Here is a 16706-nt window from a genome sequence, read left to right on the forward strand (position 1 = left end):
AAGCGGTGGCGGGATTAACATTCTTCCGGCGCTAAACGGCGCGCTTCATACTCCAACATCACCGGAATACCATCGCGGATCGGGTAGGCGAGACCGCTGGTTTTACACACCAATTCTTGTTGTTCAGGGCGATAATCCAGCACGGCTTTGCTGACCGGGCACACTAAAATCGCAAGTAGTTTTTGGCTGAGCATTTTTTACCTCTACAAATAATAAAATCCAGATAGTTTTTATAGTTCTTACCTCCTTGTAAGTAGTAGTCATCAATTATTTAATTTGTACAACGTCACCCAACAGGGCGACACCGACCATGATATTCCCGGCACCGCATTTGAAGGTTTCGGTGCTGGTGGTGGTGGCGTTGCGGTAGTTGGAGCGGATGTTGACTACGGCATTGGCACCCTCGCGCTGGGCGCGCTCACGCAGGGATTTCATCGCTGACAAAAAGGCCCATTCACAGGCTTGTTTGTCAGATTTACCCACGCCATTGGATTTTTTGTTGGTGCCAAACTCGCCAAATTTTTTAGCGACTGCGCCATGGCTTTGTGCACCAAAATAAAACTTGATGTCGTCGCCGAGGATATTTTTGGCCTGTTCGGTTGCGAGCGCTTCGGCGATGGAAAACTCTTTTACATCGTCGCGTGCCAATGCACCGGTTGCGCAACTGCTGATGGCGATAATAGTGATGCAGCGGGTAATGAAATTCATACTTGGCTCCTTGATTAGTAAGTATGTCAAACAGGTAGATTCACACACGGTGTGCATGAAACAGTGGGGGTGTTTATTCCGGTTGGCTCAGGATCAGACGCCCGCGCAACAGCGTATTGCCGGCTTGCTGCGCCACTAGTTCATAGATGGCGCCCTGGCTGCTGCTGAGCAAACACTGCGCATACAAATCCAGCGCGCAGGAATTGTCGGCGATGGCGGCCAAGAACTCAACATCCTTAACCGCACCTATGTAGGCGGGGCGGGTTTCACCCAGTCGCGACTGTAATAGTCCGGCGTGTACGGCGGCGGCTTGGGCACCGTATTCCAGCAGTAGCACTGAAGCTAATTGCTCAGCCTCAAACAGTGGATTGGCGGCGCTGGCAAACTGGATGCTGCGGCAGTGGATCTGGCTTTCATCCCAAGCGACCACTTCATCGAGCAGACACATGGAATCGCCGTGGGGAATCAGCGCGGCAATTTGCGCGCGATCCATCAACACGGCTGCACCTTTAATTGCAGCGATTGTTGGTTTGTACAGGCAAATACCAGTGAGCCGGATTTAGCTTGGGCGATAAGTTCCAGTAACGGCAAGCTGCGCGCCGCAGGGTTGGCGCAGCGCAAGGCTTCCAGTGCCGGTTGTGCCGCAGTGCTGGGCGCGGTTGTGTCAGTCGGTTGGAGCTGCAATCGGGCGAGACTGTGTTCACTGGCAGTGGGGCTGAGCAGCAGCGCCACGCCAAACTCCACTGGAATCAGCCGTTTGCCGCCGAGTGGGTAAGGCGGTTGGATATCGTACACCGCCAGCAGGGTTGGCAATTGCTCCTGCTGGCACAGGCACATGGCTTCCAGCAAACCCACTGCAAAGCTGTCGTCATAGGCGGAGAGGCTGGTCGATGGCTGGCGGCTGCCGGTGGCGATACTCCAGTAACCGGCGGCGGAATTGTGCACCGAGTTGTGGAATTGGGTGGGTGATACTAATCGTTCACTTTCGCACAGGGAGCGGCAGATCTGGTCGATGATCGGGTAGTCGCCGCCGGATGAAGCAAACACGCTGGCGCAATCTGCCATTGGAATCGCGCTCTTTGCCATCAACTCTTCACATACGCGAAACGCCATGCGCACCAGTTCAGTGGCGCGGCGGCGCTCATTGGCAGGGAGCAGTTCGGGTTTGTATTTTTCCAGCGGTGTGGGTTCAAAGGCCGCTTGCCCTTGCAAAACGGCGGCGCTAGCCTGCCAGCTTGGCAAACCCGGAGCGGCGAGGCCGATAGCATTGAGATAGCATTCCAGCATTACAAACTCCCCAAAATCAGGCTGCAGTTGCTGCCGCCAAAACCAAAAGAATTGCTCAGTACGCGCGTCACCGGCTGGATCGCCGCTTCTTTCAATAGCGCGATATTCATGCCTTCGTCGGCTTCCTGTAGATGCAGGTTTTGCGGCAGATGCCCGTGGACTATGGCGTCCAGCCCGATACAAGCCTCCACTATTCCGGCCGCACCCAGGGTGTGGCCAGTCCAGCCTTTGGTGGAGCTGGCAGGGGTAGCATTGCCAAATAACTGCTCTACTGCTTTGGCTTCGGCGCTGTCGTTGGCTTGGGTGCCGGTGCCGTGCAGGTTGATGTAATCGATCTGGTTAGGGGCTAAACCTGCTTTGCGCAGCGCCGCACTCATCGCCAATTGGGCACCGGCGCCATCGGGATGAGGTGATGACATATGGTAGGCATCGCCGCTCTCGCCGTAACCGAACAGATACAAACCGCTTTCATCGCCTTTTTCCAGCAGCGCAAAACCACCGGCTTCCCCAATAGAAATGCCGCTGCGCTGGCGATCAAAGGGCTGGCATTTTTGCGGCGAAACCAATTGCAGGGCATGAAAACCGTAGAGTGTGGTCAAGCATAAGCTATCAACTCCGCCGACAATTGCGGCATCACACAAGCCGGCGGTGATGGCGCGCTGCGCCGAGGCGAATACTTTGGCGCTGGAGGAGCAAGCGGTAGAGATTGCCATCACTGGCCCTTGGGTGCCCAGCGCTTGCTGGATAAAAGTGGCGACCGAGGACACATTGTGGGTGGTGCCGTATTTATACCAGTCGGGCAGTGGGTCTTGATTCTCGAAGTAGGCCAGTTCGGTCTGGTGGATGCCGGAGGTGCTGGTGCCCATAAACACGCCGACCCGCGCCGCGCCGTAGCGGGCGATGGCGGCTTCAGCCGCACTGAAAAAACCATCTTGCTGCAAGGCTAGCCAAGCGAGGCGATTGTTGCGGCAGTCAAAATCGAGCAGTCGCGCGGGCAGCGCATCGCCTAGATCGGCGACTTCGCCAATCCAGGTATTGAGATCACTGATCTGGAAAAAGTCGCAGGGTTTCAGCCCGGAGCGACCCGCTTGCAGAGCCTCCCAATTAGCGCTACGGCCTGCACCCAAACAGCTGGTGTAGGTGTAATTAGTGATGCGCAGAGGTTTCATCTTGCCAAAAGTCATAAAAATTAAACCAATTGTAGGGGTGCTTACGCACCAGATCCTGTAGCTGCGCGACGTAGCGCGCCATACCTACTTCGATGGCCGCCGTGCGATCCTGACGGTTAGTGCCCAGTTGGTCGCTGATCAATTCAAAGTGCAGATCGTAGCGATTGGCGCCGGAGTAAACGCCAAAACAGCTGATCACCGGTGCTTTGAGCAGCGCGGCTAATTGCCAGACGCCAGCGGGAAATTCGGCTGGTGCACCGAAAAAGTCAACAGTGCTACTGCGTTCCCCCTGCGCGCAGCGGTCGGCCATGATACCGACCAAATGCCCCTGCTCAATCGCTTCGCTCAAAATCAGCGCGAGCGCGGGTGCGGGAGTGCGCGCATCAATCACGCCAGCGGCGAGTTGCGGGTCGAGCTTCTCTAGCAGGCGCATCACATTGGCGTTGTGTTGGATATCCAACAAGATGCGAATGGGCAGTGCATCGCTGCGGCGACCCATGCCCATCACGCGCAGCGCATCGAAGCTGCCGATATGGGCGGTGAGCAAAAAGCAGCCGCGATTTTTGTAGTCGTCGAACAATTGATTGCCGTGGATGTGGACATCAAATTCGGCTTCGCGCCCGGCGAGAAAATAGATGCGATCCATCGCGACCTGCGCAAAGGTTAGCAGATGACGGTATATCTCCCACCACTTGGGTGTTCGCTGGCGCGCGCGCCGTAAAAAATGGCGCGATGCAGTGCGGGCGCTGCGGGCAAACAGAAAATAATAAAACACAATCACACAAAGCCACACAAAAATCATTCGCCGCCCCAAATTCAACGCCACCCAAGTGAGCAGGTTGAGCAACAACGGGGTGCCGCGCTCCTGCTGGGTTTGCCAGCCTTTTGCGGTTGATGGTTTGGCGCTGGTGGATGATTCAGTCATGCACACACTCGAATTGGCCTTTGAGCACCGGTGTTTCACCCTTATAGGCGGCGACGGTGAAGGTCTTTGTACCGGGGGTGATGCAAATGCGCAATTCATCCCCCGGCAGTACCGGCGCGAGAAATTTTACCTGTTTCAGGTAATTGATCTGCCTGTAGTTGGCATTGGCCAGCAGTGCGATAATCCACTTGAGCAGCAGTGCACCGGGCACCAGTGGTGCGCCGGGAAAATGGTCGGCATAACAGGCGTGCGCGCCGGGGATCGGCAAGCGCAATTCCTGTGTGGTCTTAGCGTTGCTCATGTAGCTGGTTCCACAATTGATGCAGTGCAGCGGCGGTGAGTTTGCCGGTCTCATTGCGCGGCAAGGCGGTGACTTTGCGCAGTGGGCGCGGCAAAAAGGGAGCATCTACCCGCTGCGCCAGCGCCGTTAGAATCGTCTTTTCCGGCAATTCACTGACAACTAACGCGACCGGGCGCGCTTCCTGTTGGCTATTGGACGTTTGGGATGACGGCGGCGGTAGAAAAATCACCCCGTCTTGCACCCCATCAATACGCAATAGCTGCAGGGTTAGATTAGCCAGTGAGGCGCGTTTGCCCGCTACATTGATCATATCGGCGTTGCGCCCGCAGAGCAGGAAACTGCCATCATCATGCAGCTCCAGCTGATCCTGAATCGGTGCATCCACTTGCAAATGCGGTGCGGTAGCACAGGCGCCAGTATCGGTCAGCGCTAATTGAAAGCCATCCAATAATTGCCATGCGGCAGTTTGGGTTGAGCGGCGGGTGGCCATGCTGCCCGCTTCAGTACAACCGTAAATTTCCCACAGCGGCGCTTGGAAACACTGTTCGGCGGCCTGGGCGAGGCTTGGGTCGAGGGGCGCTGTCGCCGAGATAATGCTCCCCAGCGGTGGCATAGGTAAGTCGGCGTTGATCAGCGCGCGCAAATGAATCGGGGTGGTGACCAGTATCGCCTTGCTGGATAGCTGCTGTAACAGCTGTTGCACATCGGCCGGAAAAAACGGCTTGTCGCTGTGCATCACCATGCCTGCTTGCAGCACCATAAACAGGGTAGTTTCAAGGCCATACATATGTTGCGGTGGCACTGTGCCGACAATCGTTGGCGCAATTAAATCAGCGCCCAGCCGCTGGCCAAGTAAACGCGCGGTGGCGGCGAGTGTGCCCCAGCATTTGGCATTGGCCTGGGGTTTACCGGTGCTGCCGGAAGTAAAGGCGATAGCGGCAATTTGCTGGGCGGGAATCAGCGGCAGTGCGGGTGTGCTGTTTGTCTCAGGTGCAGTGTTGGATAGCAGTTCGGCGAGATTGATGCTGGGCAAATCGCAGGGCTGATCTTTGTCGAACAGGCAGTAGCAGCCGGGATAATCCTGCGCCAGCTCGGTGAGGGTGAGCGGCTGGCGATTGGGCGGCAGCAAATTAATCGCCCCTTTTACCAGCAGCGCACAAAAGCCCAGTAGAAAGTAGTAGCGGTCTTCGCAGAGGTTGAGCGCAAAATTGGCGTCGGGTAAGCCAGCAGTCACTGTCTGTAAATCGCGTAGAAACTCGGCTTGGCTAATCTGCCGCTCTTTATGGATAACCAGAGTTTTTTGCGGCACATAGGGTGCAATCAAGGCAATCGGCGCATTGAGCGCCAGCGCGGGAAGCGCAGACAGGTCAGAAGAGTCGGGGCAGACGGAGCCGGAAGCTAACATGACACAGCACCTTAAGAGCGGATATTGGCACGGGCGATAATGCGCAGGTATTCAAAAAATCCTGGGTGATTATGGGTAGGGAAGAGTTTTTTGCGCAGCATAAACTCGCCTACAAACAACACCCCGACCACACCATAGTTAATGATATTGGTAAACCAGGACCACAATTCCGGTTGCTCCAGCCAGGGCAAAATCGCCGACCAGAGAATCATCACTGCAAAGACAATACACCAGAGCTGTGTGAGTCTGTGGGTGTAGTTGCGCATCGCCTGCGACAGAGGGCCGCGCGCAGCTTCGCCAATTGCGGTGATCAAGGGTTCGCGCCCGTTAAGCAGTGTGCGGCCAAAAATAAACAGCAGCAGCAGCGGGATAATTATTGGTGGCAGAAACAGCAGATACAGGGTTAAACCCAGATATTCGAGCAGCACAACCGCAGTGCACAGCAAGCCAAACACCAGCCAGACAGTTTTGTTGCGGTTGCCCAAACCCTGCCAGCAGACACCGGCTAAAAACAGCATAGGGGCAATAAACAGTAATTGCGGCACTGCAAACACCAGTGCGATATGCACCAGCAGTGGGTAGGCCGCAATCAGGGCAATTGCGATAACACGGTTAAGCACGTTGCACGTTTATATAGCTGCTCAGTGAACGCAGGCTGTGGAAAATTGCCTTGTTGTTCTCATCGTCAGCTTTGAGCTGCACTTTGTAGTGCTTGGCAATGGCCAGTGAAATTTCCAGCGCGTCGATGGAGTCCAGCCCCAGGCTTTCGCTGTGGCTGGCATCAAACAAGGGGGCTTCCGGGTTGATATCAGCTGGCTCCAGGTCTTCCAGATCCAACGCCTCGATCAACAGCGCCGCCAATTCCAATTCTTCTTGTGTGTGTGAACTCATTTCACTAACTACCTTTGATGTGACCTTTACGACGTGCGACCGATTACGCGCGAGCGGGTTTGATGCCGGTATATTCGCTGAAAATGCTCAGCACTACGGCGCGTTTGCTCTGCTCCAAACCGGTCGATTTTAGGGCTTCGACGATTGTCGCGGGCGGCACACATTGTTCGATGGTATCCCAGTAGTAGCGCATCAACACTTTGCTGTCGGCGCTGCGGCGGAAAATCTTGGCCAGATTGGGGATCACAATTTTGAGGTAGAACTTTAAAAATGCGGTGGCAATTTTGCCTTCGGGGCGAGTAATTTCCAGCAGCAGGATTTTGCCGCCCGGCTTAAGTACACGCTGGTATTCGGCAAACGCGGCGCCCAAGTCGGCAACATGGCGCAGGGCGAAACCCATGGTGAGGTAGTCAAAGGTGTCATCGGGGAAGGGCAATGCTTCGCCCAGACCCATAGAGGTGTGCTCAACGCCCAGTTTAACGGCTTGGGTCAACATGCCTTTGCTTGGATCAAGCGCGACCACCAAGCCCTCTTCGCCGACGATTTGTTGCGCCAGCCAGGAGACCACGCCGGTGCCGGCGCCTACATCCAATACTTTGTCGCCCGCTTTAATACCGGCGCGCAACAATGCTTGGCGGCGATACATGCGGCCGGAGCCAAAACTCATGACATCAGTGATCCAGTCGTAGTGCTCCGCTGATGAGTCAAACATTTCATCAACACGGGTGCGCCGGTCTTCGGCTTTGCCGTAATAGTCCGGCAGTACCGGGTGTGGAGCTAAACGATTCTGTTCATTGTTGGTCATGATTTTGGAGTCCCTAAAAAATAAGCGCGTACTTTACGGGAGCCTTGGCAGAGGCGCAAGGCGGCGTTACTTTTGGTAAACCAGCAGAAATTTGCAGGCAACAATCGGGAAAGCACGTGGATTGATGCGAACTTTTCCTCCTATAATCCGCGCCTGTTGAATTGGGTAGATGTAAAACCTGCAGGCGATGCAGCTGGATTTAAGAGTGATAAGTAAATGGATATGGTGGTAAACCCGGTGGCGCTGAAATGCGGCTATTACAATTCTCTTGCTGAGCAGGCTGCTTCTAGTACGCCTCTGGCGAATTTTCGGCTGGATGCCCGCTGCGCAAATAACAAGGGTAGCGAGAGCCTGAGTACCGGGCTGTTGCCGCTGGACGGCAGTATTCTGGGCGAAGTATTTGCAGTAGACGCTTCACCGGTCACCCGTGGTTATGGTGCACACAGCTACTGGGCGGAGACCGATCAGTATATGCTGTTGGCGCTCTGGGCCGATGAACAGGATGCGGCGGGTTTGGCTGCTACCACCGAGCGGCTCTACCGCGAATTGCTGGAGCAAACCCGGGCGCGCGCTTATCCACATTTGGTGCGGGTGTGGAATTATTTTGCCGATATCAATGGTGAAGAGCAGGGTCTGGAGCGCTATCGCCAATTTTGTTTGGGCCGCTTTGACGCGTTTGCCGCTGCCGAAATTGCGGAAAACCAATTTCCTTCAGCCTGCGCCCTCGGTCATCGCGGCGGCGATTTATTGATTTACGCGCTCGCCAGTAAAACCGCTCCCCATCATTTTGAAAATCCTCGGCAGGCGAGTGCCTATCACTATCCCGCCGAATATGGCCCGCGCAGCCCATCGTTTGCGCGCGCCAGTTTGCTGTCTCTGCCAGGGCAAGCGCCCAAACTATTTGTCTCTGGCACTGCCAGCGTGGTCGGGTTTGTCACCTTGCACCCCTATCAATTGACGGAACAGATTACGGTCACACTGGAGAATCTGGATTTGTTGTTGGCACATGTTGTCCGGCAGTATGCGAGTGCAGCAGGGGATTTGCCGCAATTAGTGGCCGAAGTGTTGAAGGTCTATGTGCGCAATGCCGGCGATCTGGCGGAGATCAAACAGCGGATTGAACAGGCTTATCCGCAGGTGCCGGTAGTCTATGTGGCAGCGGATATTTGCCGCGCCGACCTACTTCTGGAGATAGATGGAATATGGAATCTCTCAGCCTGAGCACTCCCCTTAGCTGGTGGCGGCGGTTGCGTTTGTCGCGTGCTTGGCGAGTGCCCGCGACCGGCATAGGCTTTGCGCTGTTTGGTCTGGGTGGGGTGGTATTCTCGCTCAGTGTGTTTCCGGTGCTGTATTTTATGCCGGTAAACAAGATGCGCCGCGCGCGCGCGACCCGGCGTGTTATCGCCTTGGTCTTTCGTAATTATGTGCGGGTGTTGCGCGCCTTGGGGCTGCTCAGTTATGAGTTTCACCGGATTGAGCGATTGCATCGGCCTGGGCAGTTAATTATTGCCAATCACCCTTCATTATTGGATGTGGTGTTTTTGATGGGGCTGACCGATGCCAACTGTGTGGTGAAAGCCAGTTTATGGCGCAACCCGTTTACCGCTATGGCGGTGCGTGCGGCGAATTATGTGAGCAATAGCGATCCTGATTTGTATAACCGCTGCGTGGATACCTTTAAGGCTGGTCACTCATTGATTGTTTTTCCGGAAGGCACGCGGACTAAACCCGGCGAACCGTTGGTGTTTCATCGCGGGCCATCCAATTTGGCGCTGAGTGCGGGTATGGCGATGACGCCAGTAGTGATTCGCTGTGAACCGGCCACCCTGCTAAAAAACCAGCAGTGGTATGAGATCAGCGCCCAGCCGCCGCATTACACCATCAGTGTGTTACCTGATGTCGCCACCGCACCCTATATGGCCGATGGGCAGATGCAGAGCATGGCCGCGCGTCAGTTAACCCGCGATTTGATCGAGCTTTTTACCCTGCAGTTGCAGCCAAGCTAATTACGCAGCAGTTGCCGGCGCGCTGAGCAGTTTTTTATCCAGTTGCAGCAATAGGCTGCGCATCGAAAACAGAAAAATAAACGGCAGCCACTCGCCGAATAATTTATTGCCGATAAAACTCGCCGCTGCTGCCGTTGCCAGCACTCCGGCAAATAGTAATAAGAATGATCCGCCGCGGATCGAAAAATAACCCGCAGATCTGACCCCCAAAAATCCATGAGGGCTGGCCCAGCTGGCGATCAATCCCGCCAGTAAAATCCAGCCGAGCATCGCCACTGCACCCAACTCGCCATAGTGGTCATTAAGCCAATCCCAACCGCTTAATAAGCCCGCCAAACCGCTGCAAAAATACAGGGTGATACCGACAAAGAGACGATTGAGGATTAAGCCGCGCCAGCGCATATAGGTCATCGCCCCCAAGCCAGCTGCGCTGGCCAACAGATAAGGTAGCAGCCAATCTGCGCGGGTATGCATATCGGCGAGGTGGATATAGAGCAGAAAAAACGTCAGGGATAAGGATTCTATACTCGGGTCGAGAATGCGTTTTATAGGGTTTTTCATCGGAAGTCGCCGGTGTTTTTGGTGCAAAACCCTAGGGTTTTCTTCGGTAGTCAGAATAATCGCCAATAGATTATCATGCCGCCACACGGAGCCTTAGCGCCTTTTTCTAGCATTGATAGTTTATCCGAGCCGTCCCAGATCTATGTCCACCACCAACCCTGCCGCCACCGCGGCTAACCATAAAACTATATGGGTGCGCGAAACCCGTTTCGGGCGCTGGTTTTTAAGCACCCACACCTGGTATCGCTATGTGTTGTCCCAGGCGATTGTCGATTTCAAAGCGCTACTGGGCGAACGGCTGCCAGCGCAGGCGCGGATTTTGGATGCAGGTTGTGGGCAGGGTTTGGCGTTTGGTTTGCTGGCGCACCACTTTCAGCCAGCGGCAATTACCGGTATTGATATAGATGCAGAGCAGGTGAAAAAAGCCGTCAGTGCGGCCAGCCAATTGGCAATTCCCTGCACCGCCCAGCACACCAATGCCAGCGCGCCGACCTTTGCGGCGGAGTCCTTCGACATTATCCTGTGCCACCAGCTGTTGCATCACACCAGCCAGCAGCAGGAAACCCTGCAGGAGTTTTATCGCCTGCTGCGGCCGGGTGGTATTTTGCTAGTGGGCGAATCCTGCCGCTCGTTTATCAATTCCGTGCCGGTGCGCCTGTTGTTTCGTCACCCGCAGATGGCGCAGAAGGATGCGCAGGGTTATATCGACCTGGTGCGCAGCAACGGTTTTGTGTTTGGCGAGCAGGATGTTCAAACCTCGCGCCCCTGGTGGTCGCGCCGCTGTTTGGGCATGGCGCAAAAAATTGGTATTGGTCTGCACAATACCGAACCTACCGAAATCCTGATCGTCGCCAGCAAGCCGTACTAACATGTTTAGCCTCCAGCTTCTGTGGAGTGGTTGGGCATTCGGCAGCGCTTCTGGTAGACTGCCCGCCTTGTTTTGGAGGGGAACAAGGCAACCGCTTTTGCCAGCATCTGTTACGCCAGCAAGGGTTTCAGCAGAATAAATATCGAGATGTCGCTATGTACAGCAAAGAAAAAATATACGGATTTTTACAGGAAACACTGGTTTCCCTATTTGAAATAGCGCCCGATGCTATTACCCCCGATGCCAATCTTTACGAAGACTTGGATATCGATAGCATTGACGCCGTAGACCTCACCGTAAAATTGAAGGAATTTACCGGCCGCCGTATCCAGCCGAGCGACTTTAAACAAGTCCGCACTGTGCAAGATGTGGTTGATGCGGTGTTCGATCTGCTCAATCGTCCTGAAGAGGCCGAAGCCCTCGCCGAAGCGAGCGAGAGCTAACCGTGGTCGCCAATACACCGATTGCGGTGGCGCGGCGGCCAGAGTTGATCGATGTCAAAGTGGCGCAGGGGCATGTCGATGCGCAGCTTCTGGTAACGCCTGAGCTGGCCAGTTTTGCCGGTCACTTCCCCGATTTCCCCATCCTGCCCGGTGTAGTCCAGCTCGACTGGGCGGTGCACTATGCGCAGGAGTTTCTACAGCTCCAAGAACCGGTGATGCGCGTCGAGCGGTTAAAGTTCACCTGCCCCATCAGCCCCAATACACCGCTCCAACTCAGCCTGATTTATGACGCGGGTAAAAACTCGGTCGATTTCCGTTTTTATCGCATATTTGATGCTGTGCATAACGATGCTGGCGTGCGGGAGCTGCTGTTTTCCCAAGGTCGCTTGATTTATCCCGCGGAGCTTGTGCGCGAATGAACCCATCCCCCGGCGAGCTGGATTTCAAACCCTGTGTGGTAATCCCGGTCTTTAATCATCCGCATAAAATTGCCGCCGTGGTCGCCCGTTTGCGCGACTATCATTTGCCCGTGCTGCTGGTAGATGACGGCAGTGAAGCAGGCTGCGCGCAGTTGTTGGATCAGCTTGCCGCGCACAATACCGATGTGCACTTGTTGCGCTTGCCGCACAATGCGGGCAAGGGCGCGGCGGTGTGCCAGGGTTTTGCATTGGCGCAGCGTCAGGGTTTTACCCATGCATTGCAAGTCGATGCCGATGGCCAGCACGATTTGGATGATGTGCCAAAATTTCTCGCCTGCGCCCAACAACACCCCCTCGCAGTTATTAGTGGCTGGCGCAGTTACGAGGCCATGCCGCGCTCGCGTCGTAGTGGGCGCAAACTGACTGACTTTTGGGTGTGTGTGAATACCTTGTCGCGCAGCATTAAAGATTCCATGTGCGGCTATCGCCTCTATCCGCTGGCGCCCACCATGGAATTACTGGCGCGCAAAAAAATCGGCGCGCGCATGGATTTTGATACCGATATTCTGGTGCGTTTGTATTGGCAGGGGTTAGCAGTGGAAAATATCCCCACGGATATTTTGTATCAGGATGATATGCCCTCGCACTTTGATGTCATCAAAGACAATGTGCGCATCAGCTGGATGCACACCCGGTTATTTTTCGGCATGTTGCCGCGCATCCCCGTATTATTGCACCGTCATTTTTCTACGCATCAGCGTTAAACCGCCGGATTTTTTTGTTATGTACACAACCACAACCGATATTCAGGTGCCGTTTCATGATGTGGACTCCATGCATGTCGCCTGGCACGGACACTATGTGAAATATTTGGAAGTGGCGCGCTGTGAGTTTTTGGAATCGTTTGATTATGGTTATCAGGCGATGCGCGATTCCGGTTATGCCTGGCCAGTTATTGATATGCGCATTAAATACATCAAGCCGCTGCATTTTGGTCAGCGGGTGCGGGTGCAGTGTTCACTGCGCGAGTGGGAATATCGCTTAAAAGTAGATTATGTGATTAGCGATGTAAAAACCGGTGAGCGCTTGACCAAAGGCTATACCATTCAGGTTGCGATCGACATGGCCAAAAATGAGATGTGTTTTGAATCGCCAGCGATTTTGCACCAATTGCTAACCGCTAAATGCGGCCCATTGCCAGGTTAATCTATGAATAAATTGATTGTTTTTATTCGGTCACTGCTGTTGAGTGTTGGCGTGTTATTGGCTTGCACCGCACAGGCAAATACCCAGGCGCAAATTGATCAGGTGGTAAAACGCCTCAGCGACATTGCGGTGGTGCAGGGTGGTTTTAATCAGCAAAAAAAATTGCAGGGTTTGGCCTACTCACTTAATGCGCAGGGGCAGTTTATTTTCTGGCGCGGGCAGGGTTTGTATATCGCCACTGAAAAACCGTTTTTTAGTGCGATGACCATTACTGGCGGCGATATTATTAATTGGCAAAAAAATGGTATGGGCAGTGTTGCCAGTGAACAATCCGGTTTGATCCAGCGTGAAATTAATAAAACCTTGCTCGCTTTTTTGAGTGCCGACATAGCGCTGATTCAACAGCGTTTTATTGCGGATTGGATTTTCATGCAAGATGAATGGCAATTAACCCTAACGCCGCGACTCGATCTGATTAAAAAAAATATGCGCACAGCGGTAATGAATGGCGATCAGTTTTTGCAGAAATTGGTAGTGACTGCGGCCAATGGCGATGAGACAACTATTGAATTTCATTCGCAAGTTGAAAGCGCGGTGCCCAGCGCAGCTCAATGCCAATGGTTTTATCTGCAACCACAAAAACCCTGTGCCAGTTTTGCATCGGCGCCGTAATTTTTAGTTTCCTTTTTTCTACCTGGCGTGCCTGTCACTGATGATAAAAACAATAAACATTTCGCTGGCGCGCTGGCAGCAGTTATTTAGCTGGGCATTGTTATTGCTGTCCGTTGTTGTACTGCTTTTGGCTTATCCCCTGCTGCAAAAAGGTTTTGTGCTGGAGACAGATCTGCAAAGCCTGTTTCCGCAAGATCGCCACAACCCACTGGTCAATAAAATCAATGAGCGTTTGTATCGCCAATTTGGCAATAAAATTTTGGTCGCCGTGCAGGCGGCAGAAATGGAACAGGTCAATGCGGCGGCCGAGGTAGTTGCCAGCGCGATCAATACCAATGCACAGCTGCAAGTGAGTGCGCCCAGTGCACAGCTGGAATTGGCCGCACAGCAACATGAATTATTGCAGCGCTATCGCTACCAATTATTAACCCCCGCACAACAGCAATTGATAAACACTCAAACACAGGATCTGTTAGAACAGGCGCAGGCTGCCTTGTTCGGTTTTAGTTTGGGTGGCAGTGGTTTGTCGCCGCTGCAAGACCCACTCAATCTCTCCCCTGCGTACCTGCAACAATTACAACCGGCGCTCAAAGGTGAGTTCATTAATGATCGCTTGGTGATATCCAATAGCGATGGTCATTTAATTTTATTTGCGCTGAATTTGCACGGCGAAGCATTTAATTTACAGCTGCAGGCGCAGATGAATAGCTGGCTGCAAAATTTGCGCAACCAGTTGGCTAGCAACCCCCAAACGTCGGCGACGCAAGTGTTGGTTTCCGGTGCCGTGTTCCATGCCGCCGAAGCCTCGGCCAATGCGCAGCGCGAAATGAGCATTATCGGCGGCGGCTCCAGTTTGGGGGTGTTGCTGTTATTTTTGCTTGCGTTCCGCCGCATTAAACCGCTGCTGGTGAGTGTGTTATCAATTGCTTATGGCTGTTTGGTGGCGATGGTTATCAATCATTTTTTGTTTGGCAAAATTCATTTAATGACGCTGGTCTTTGGCGCGAGTTTGATTGGTGTGGCGGTTGATTATTCGCTGCACTATTTATGCAAGTATCAAGAGTTATGCAAGCACCAAGATTTAAGTAAACATCAGGCAATTTTTTTATCTACAAATCAGGAATTGTCGCGCGATGGGCGAGTGCTGCAAGCCTTATTGCCTGCGTTGAGTTTGAGTTTAATTACTTCGGTCTTGGGTTACAGCAGCTTGTTGTCTACGCCTTTGCTCGGTCTGCAACAAATTGCCTTGTTTTCGATGATGGGGTTGGCAGGTTCCTGGTTATTTTTAGTCGTGACTTATCCATTGCTGATGCGTCAGCCGCTGCCGCAACCGGTCGCGATTATTGATCGCTGCGCCGCTGCGGTGTGGTTATTTTGGGTGCGTATGCGCGGCGTGCCAGCGCGGCTTATTGCTGTCGGCTTAGCGACGTTAATAGTAGTGGGTATTGTGAGTGTGCAGCTGAGCAGCGATGTGCGCTCACTCTATAAACCCTCGGCGCAATTGATGGCCTCTGAGCAGCGTTTGCAGCGTGCATTACAGGGTGTTGCACCGAATCAATATTTTTTGCTGCGCGCTAAAACGGCAGAAGAATTGTTGCAAACCGAAGAGCGTTTTCGCCGCGAGCATTTGGATGGGCTAGTCACTGCAGGCGCATTAAGTGGGTACATAGCCACCAGCAGCATAGTGCCCTCGCTGCACCAGCAAGCGGTTAACTATGCATTGCTGCAGCCGCTGTATCGCGCGGAAGGTTTGGTTGGCCAATTTATGCAGTCGGCTGGTTTTGATGCGCAGGCGATTGCGCAGGCAGAGCAGGATTTTTCTGCGGCGGCACCGCAGCGTCTGTTGGTAGAGGATTGGCTCAAAGTGGCGCGCCCCGATCAAGGTTTATTGTGGATGGGGCAATTGGAAGGTGACTACGTGAGTATTATCGGCTTGCGTGGTGTGGCCGATGTGCAGGCATTGTCGGCGGCGGCGAATAATCACTCAGTGGTTTGGGTTGATCGTGTCGCCGGTATGTCGCAATTGTTGCAGTCACTGATGAATTCCGCCGCGCTGTTACTGCTGCTCGCCTACTTTGTGCTCTTGCCACTGCTGTGGATTTATTATCGCCGCGCACACGCATTGCTGTTAATTTTTGTGCCGCTGTTAGCGACGCTGACCACGTTGAGTTTGCTGTCGATCAGCGGTGTCGCGATCAATGTTTTTCATGTGTTTGGCTGCTATTTGATTCTTGGGCTGGGCATGGATTACGCCATCTTTTCCTTTGCTGAAGGCACGCAAGATCAGGTCACCCGGCGCGCGATTTGGCTGTCGGCGCTGACCAGCAGTTTATCGTTCGGTTTGCTTGCGCTCAGCTCTACGCCCATGGTTAGCGCGTTTGGTATCACTTTATTGCTGGGCTGCTGTTTCAATTTGTTTTATGCGCCTCTAATCGGACGGCTACATAAGATCAGCATGTCAGGAGGGAAGCCTAATGAATGACAATAAAAAATCGAGTCTGGGTCTCGGCCTGTTACTGATTGCACTGGTAGCGCTGTGTGGTTGCAGTAGTTTAAAGCGTGGCGATTTCACGTTATTAACGCGCAGCAGCGATCAGCAAGTTCATGTCGCGCAGCAGCAATGGCTGGTGCAACAGGGACAACAGGAATACACACTGGAAGTGATTGTCGAGCGCAGCGCTGACCACTGGCGTTGGATTATGCTGAGCCAATTGGGCCAGCGTGTGGCGACGGTAGAATCTTCAAACGGACAGGTGCAAATCGAGCGCCATCAATCCCATGCAGCCATGCAATGGTTGCCGGAGTTGCTGCAGGCGTGGCAATTCAGCTATTGGCCGCTGGCGGATTTGCAAACGGCTGATCCGCGCTGGCAGTTCGTCGAGCGCGACGGGCGCCGTGAAGTGAGCTTTTCTGGTATATTGCGCGCCTCCATTGAGTACCAACAGATAACTGATCGGGCTAATCCCTGGCAGGGTAGCCTGGGCTATGTCACACGCGAGTTTAGCTTGCGCATTCATAGCCAGCCGCTGAATTGATATGC

Annotated in this window: 22 protein-coding genes; 10 read left to right on the plus strand and 12 right to left on the minus strand. The window is 53.7% G+C overall.

What is annotated here, in order from left to right; genetic code table 11:
- Window positions 1-14: 14 nt before the first annotated feature.
- The 11 genes from AC2CG4_RS19180 to AC2CG4_RS19230 all read right to left on the minus strand — a co-directional run bounded on the left by AC2CG4_RS19180 (window position 15) and on the right by AC2CG4_RS19230 (window position 7491).
- On the minus strand, window positions 15-194 hold the full coding sequence (locus AC2CG4_RS19180) for a Trm112 family protein (protein WP_484487796.1): 180 nt from the start codon (window positions 192-194) through the stop codon (window positions 15-17).
- 73 nt (window positions 195-267) lie between these two features.
- Entirely contained in the window at window positions 268-708 is a 441-nt protein-coding gene (locus tag AC2CG4_RS19185) for an excinuclease ABC subunit A (RefSeq protein ID WP_484487797.1), read from the minus strand.
- Window positions 709-781: 73 nt separating this feature from the next.
- Window positions 782-1201 carry a hotdog family protein gene (locus tag AC2CG4_RS19190; RefSeq protein WP_484487844.1) on the minus strand — a complete coding sequence of 140 codons (420 nt, stop codon included), beginning with the start codon at window positions 1199-1201 and terminating at the stop codon, window positions 782-784.
- Entirely contained in the window at window positions 1201-1995 is a 795-nt protein-coding gene (locus AC2CG4_RS19195; RefSeq protein ID WP_484487798.1) for a beta-ketoacyl synthase chain length factor, read from the minus strand. The genes AC2CG4_RS19190 and AC2CG4_RS19195 overlap by 1 nt, the downstream gene beginning before the upstream one ends.
- Complete coding sequence (locus tag AC2CG4_RS19200; RefSeq protein WP_484487799.1) at window positions 1995-3179, minus strand: beta-ketoacyl-[acyl-carrier-protein] synthase family protein; 1185 nt, start codon at window positions 3177-3179, stop codon at window positions 1995-1997. Before AC2CG4_RS19200 ends, AC2CG4_RS19195 begins: the two co-directional genes overlap by 1 nt.
- Complete coding sequence (locus tag AC2CG4_RS19205) at window positions 3142-4089, minus strand: lysophospholipid acyltransferase family protein (RefSeq protein WP_484487800.1); 948 nt, start codon at window positions 4087-4089, stop codon at window positions 3142-3144. The genes AC2CG4_RS19200 and AC2CG4_RS19205 overlap by 38 nt, the downstream gene beginning before the upstream one ends.
- Window positions 4082-4390: an ApeI family dehydratase gene (locus AC2CG4_RS19210; RefSeq protein ID WP_484487801.1), complete on the minus strand. Its 309-nt coding sequence runs from the start codon at window positions 4388-4390 to the stop codon at window positions 4082-4084. The genes AC2CG4_RS19205 and AC2CG4_RS19210 overlap by 8 nt, the downstream gene beginning before the upstream one ends.
- Window positions 4377-5795 carry an AMP-binding protein gene (locus AC2CG4_RS19215; protein WP_484487802.1) on the minus strand — a complete coding sequence of 473 codons (1419 nt, stop codon included), beginning with the start codon at window positions 5793-5795 and terminating at the stop codon, window positions 4377-4379. Before AC2CG4_RS19215 ends, AC2CG4_RS19210 begins: the two co-directional genes overlap by 14 nt.
- A gap of 11 nt (window positions 5796-5806) precedes the next feature.
- Window positions 5807-6415: a COG4648 family protein gene (locus AC2CG4_RS19220; RefSeq protein WP_062058237.1), complete on the minus strand. Its 609-nt coding sequence runs from the start codon at window positions 6413-6415 to the stop codon at window positions 5807-5809.
- Window positions 6408-6686: a phosphopantetheine-binding protein gene (locus AC2CG4_RS19225; protein WP_062058240.1), complete on the minus strand. Its 279-nt coding sequence runs from the start codon at window positions 6684-6686 to the stop codon at window positions 6408-6410. The genes AC2CG4_RS19220 and AC2CG4_RS19225 overlap by 8 nt, the downstream gene beginning before the upstream one ends.
- A 43-nt stretch (window positions 6687-6729) precedes the next feature.
- The gene (locus AC2CG4_RS19230; RefSeq protein WP_062058243.1) at window positions 6730-7491 is read right to left on the minus strand and encodes a class I SAM-dependent methyltransferase; all 762 of its coding nucleotides are present in this window, start codon (window positions 7489-7491) and stop codon (window positions 6730-6732) included.
- 216 nt (window positions 7492-7707) lie between these two features.
- Here AC2CG4_RS19230 and AC2CG4_RS19235 point away from each other — a divergent pair, with 216 nt between their 5' ends.
- Both AC2CG4_RS19235 and AC2CG4_RS19240 read left to right on the plus strand, forming a co-directional pair.
- The gene (locus tag AC2CG4_RS19235) at window positions 7708-8712 is read left to right on the plus strand and encodes a chorismate transformation FkbO/Hyg5 family protein (protein WP_484487803.1); all 1005 of its coding nucleotides are present in this window, start codon (window positions 7708-7710) and stop codon (window positions 8710-8712) included.
- Window positions 8694-9497: a lysophospholipid acyltransferase family protein gene (locus AC2CG4_RS19240; protein ID WP_484487804.1), complete on the plus strand. Its 804-nt coding sequence runs from the start codon at window positions 8694-8696 to the stop codon at window positions 9495-9497. The genes AC2CG4_RS19235 and AC2CG4_RS19240 overlap by 19 nt, the downstream gene beginning before the upstream one ends.
- Here the strand turns inward: AC2CG4_RS19240 and AC2CG4_RS19245 are convergent, their stop codons facing one another.
- Window positions 9498-10058 (minus strand): hypothetical protein, encoded by a 561-nt coding sequence (locus AC2CG4_RS19245; protein WP_484487805.1) that lies wholly within the window; start codon window positions 10056-10058, stop codon window positions 9498-9500. It lies immediately after the preceding gene.
- Window positions 10059-10200: 142 nt separating this feature from the next.
- Between AC2CG4_RS19245 and AC2CG4_RS19250 the strand changes: the two genes are divergently transcribed.
- From AC2CG4_RS19250 to AC2CG4_RS19285, 8 genes are all read left to right on the plus strand, one after another.
- The gene (locus AC2CG4_RS19250) at window positions 10201-10926 is read left to right on the plus strand and encodes a class I SAM-dependent methyltransferase (RefSeq protein WP_484487806.1); all 726 of its coding nucleotides are present in this window, start codon (window positions 10201-10203) and stop codon (window positions 10924-10926) included.
- 155 nt (window positions 10927-11081) lie between these two features.
- Complete coding sequence (locus AC2CG4_RS19255; RefSeq protein ID WP_484487807.1) at window positions 11082-11369, plus strand: acyl carrier protein; 288 nt, start codon at window positions 11082-11084, stop codon at window positions 11367-11369.
- Window positions 11370-11371: 2 nt separating this feature from the next.
- The gene (locus AC2CG4_RS19260; protein ID WP_484487808.1) at window positions 11372-11788 is read left to right on the plus strand and encodes an ApeI family dehydratase; all 417 of its coding nucleotides are present in this window, start codon (window positions 11372-11374) and stop codon (window positions 11786-11788) included.
- Window positions 11785-12552 carry a glycosyltransferase family 2 protein gene (locus tag AC2CG4_RS19265; protein ID WP_484487809.1) on the plus strand — a complete coding sequence of 256 codons (768 nt, stop codon included), beginning with the start codon at window positions 11785-11787 and terminating at the stop codon, window positions 12550-12552. Before AC2CG4_RS19260 ends, AC2CG4_RS19265 begins: the two co-directional genes overlap by 4 nt.
- A 19-nt stretch (window positions 12553-12571) precedes the next feature.
- Window positions 12572-12994 carry an acyl-CoA thioesterase gene (locus AC2CG4_RS19270; RefSeq protein WP_484487810.1) on the plus strand — a complete coding sequence of 141 codons (423 nt, stop codon included), beginning with the start codon at window positions 12572-12574 and terminating at the stop codon, window positions 12992-12994.
- A gap of 3 nt (window positions 12995-12997) precedes the next feature.
- A complete protein-coding gene (locus tag AC2CG4_RS19275; RefSeq protein WP_484487811.1) occupies window positions 12998-13666 on the plus strand; it encodes a LolA family protein in 669 nt (222 codons plus the stop codon).
- 40 nt (window positions 13667-13706) lie between these two features.
- A complete protein-coding gene (locus AC2CG4_RS19280; protein WP_484487812.1) occupies window positions 13707-16148 on the plus strand; it encodes an MMPL family transporter in 2442 nt (813 codons plus the stop codon).
- Window positions 16141-16701: a DUF3261 domain-containing protein gene (locus tag AC2CG4_RS19285; protein ID WP_484487813.1), complete on the plus strand. Its 561-nt coding sequence runs from the start codon at window positions 16141-16143 to the stop codon at window positions 16699-16701. The genes AC2CG4_RS19280 and AC2CG4_RS19285 overlap by 8 nt, the downstream gene beginning before the upstream one ends.
- Window positions 16702-16706: the final 5 nt, after the last annotated feature.

It is taken from the genome of Cellvibrio sp. ATLC23 (assembly GCF_057196725.1).

Bases quoted from the DNA above. Each gene is read 5' to 3' on its own strand.
- AC2CG4_RS19180 (WP_484487796.1), bottom strand. From the start codon at position 194: ATGCTCAGCCAAAAACTACTTGCGATTTTAGTGTGCCCGGTCAGCAAA.
- AC2CG4_RS19185 (WP_484487797.1), bottom strand. From the start codon at position 708: ATGAATTTCATTACCCGCTGCATCACTATTATCGCCATCAGCAGTTGC.
- AC2CG4_RS19190 (WP_484487844.1), bottom strand. From the start codon at position 1,201: ATGGATCGCGCGCAAATTGCCGCGCTGATTCCCCACGGCGATTCCATG.
- AC2CG4_RS19195 (WP_484487798.1), bottom strand. From the start codon at position 1,995: ATGCTGGAATGCTATCTCAATGCTATCGGCCTCGCCGCTCCGGGTTTG.
- AC2CG4_RS19200 (WP_484487799.1), bottom strand. From the start codon at position 3,179: ATGACTTTTGGCAAGATGAAACCTCTGCGCATCACTAATTACACCTAC.
- AC2CG4_RS19205 (WP_484487800.1), bottom strand. From the start codon at position 4,089: ATGACTGAATCATCCACCAGCGCCAAACCATCAACCGCAAAAGGCTGG.
- AC2CG4_RS19210 (WP_484487801.1), bottom strand. From the start codon at position 4,390: ATGAGCAACGCTAAGACCACACAGGAATTGCGCTTGCCGATCCCCGGC.
- AC2CG4_RS19215 (WP_484487802.1), bottom strand. From the start codon at position 5,795: ATGTTAGCTTCCGGCTCCGTCTGCCCCGACTCTTCTGACCTGTCTGCG.
- AC2CG4_RS19225 (WP_062058240.1), bottom strand. From the start codon at position 6,686: ATGAGTTCACACACACAAGAAGAATTGGAATTGGCGGCGCTGTTGATC.
- AC2CG4_RS19230 (WP_062058243.1), bottom strand. From the start codon at position 7,491: ATGACCAACAATGAACAGAATCGTTTAGCTCCACACCCGGTACTGCCG.
- AC2CG4_RS19235 (WP_484487803.1), top strand. From the start codon at position 7,708: ATGGATATGGTGGTAAACCCGGTGGCGCTGAAATGCGGCTATTACAAT.
- AC2CG4_RS19240 (WP_484487804.1), top strand. From the start codon at position 8,694: ATGGAATCTCTCAGCCTGAGCACTCCCCTTAGCTGGTGGCGGCGGTTG.
- AC2CG4_RS19245 (WP_484487805.1), bottom strand. From the start codon at position 10,058: ATGAAAAACCCTATAAAACGCATTCTCGACCCGAGTATAGAATCCTTA.
- AC2CG4_RS19250 (WP_484487806.1), top strand. From the start codon at position 10,201: ATGTCCACCACCAACCCTGCCGCCACCGCGGCTAACCATAAAACTATA.
- AC2CG4_RS19255 (WP_484487807.1), top strand. From the start codon at position 11,082: ATGTACAGCAAAGAAAAAATATACGGATTTTTACAGGAAACACTGGTT.
- AC2CG4_RS19265 (WP_484487809.1), top strand. From the start codon at position 11,785: ATGAACCCATCCCCCGGCGAGCTGGATTTCAAACCCTGTGTGGTAATC.
- AC2CG4_RS19270 (WP_484487810.1), top strand. From the start codon at position 12,572: ATGTACACAACCACAACCGATATTCAGGTGCCGTTTCATGATGTGGAC.
- AC2CG4_RS19275 (WP_484487811.1), top strand. From the start codon at position 12,998: ATGAATAAATTGATTGTTTTTATTCGGTCACTGCTGTTGAGTGTTGGC.
- AC2CG4_RS19280 (WP_484487812.1), top strand. From the start codon at position 13,707: ATGATAAAAACAATAAACATTTCGCTGGCGCGCTGGCAGCAGTTATTT.
- AC2CG4_RS19285 (WP_484487813.1), top strand. From the start codon at position 16,141: ATGAATGACAATAAAAAATCGAGTCTGGGTCTCGGCCTGTTACTGATT.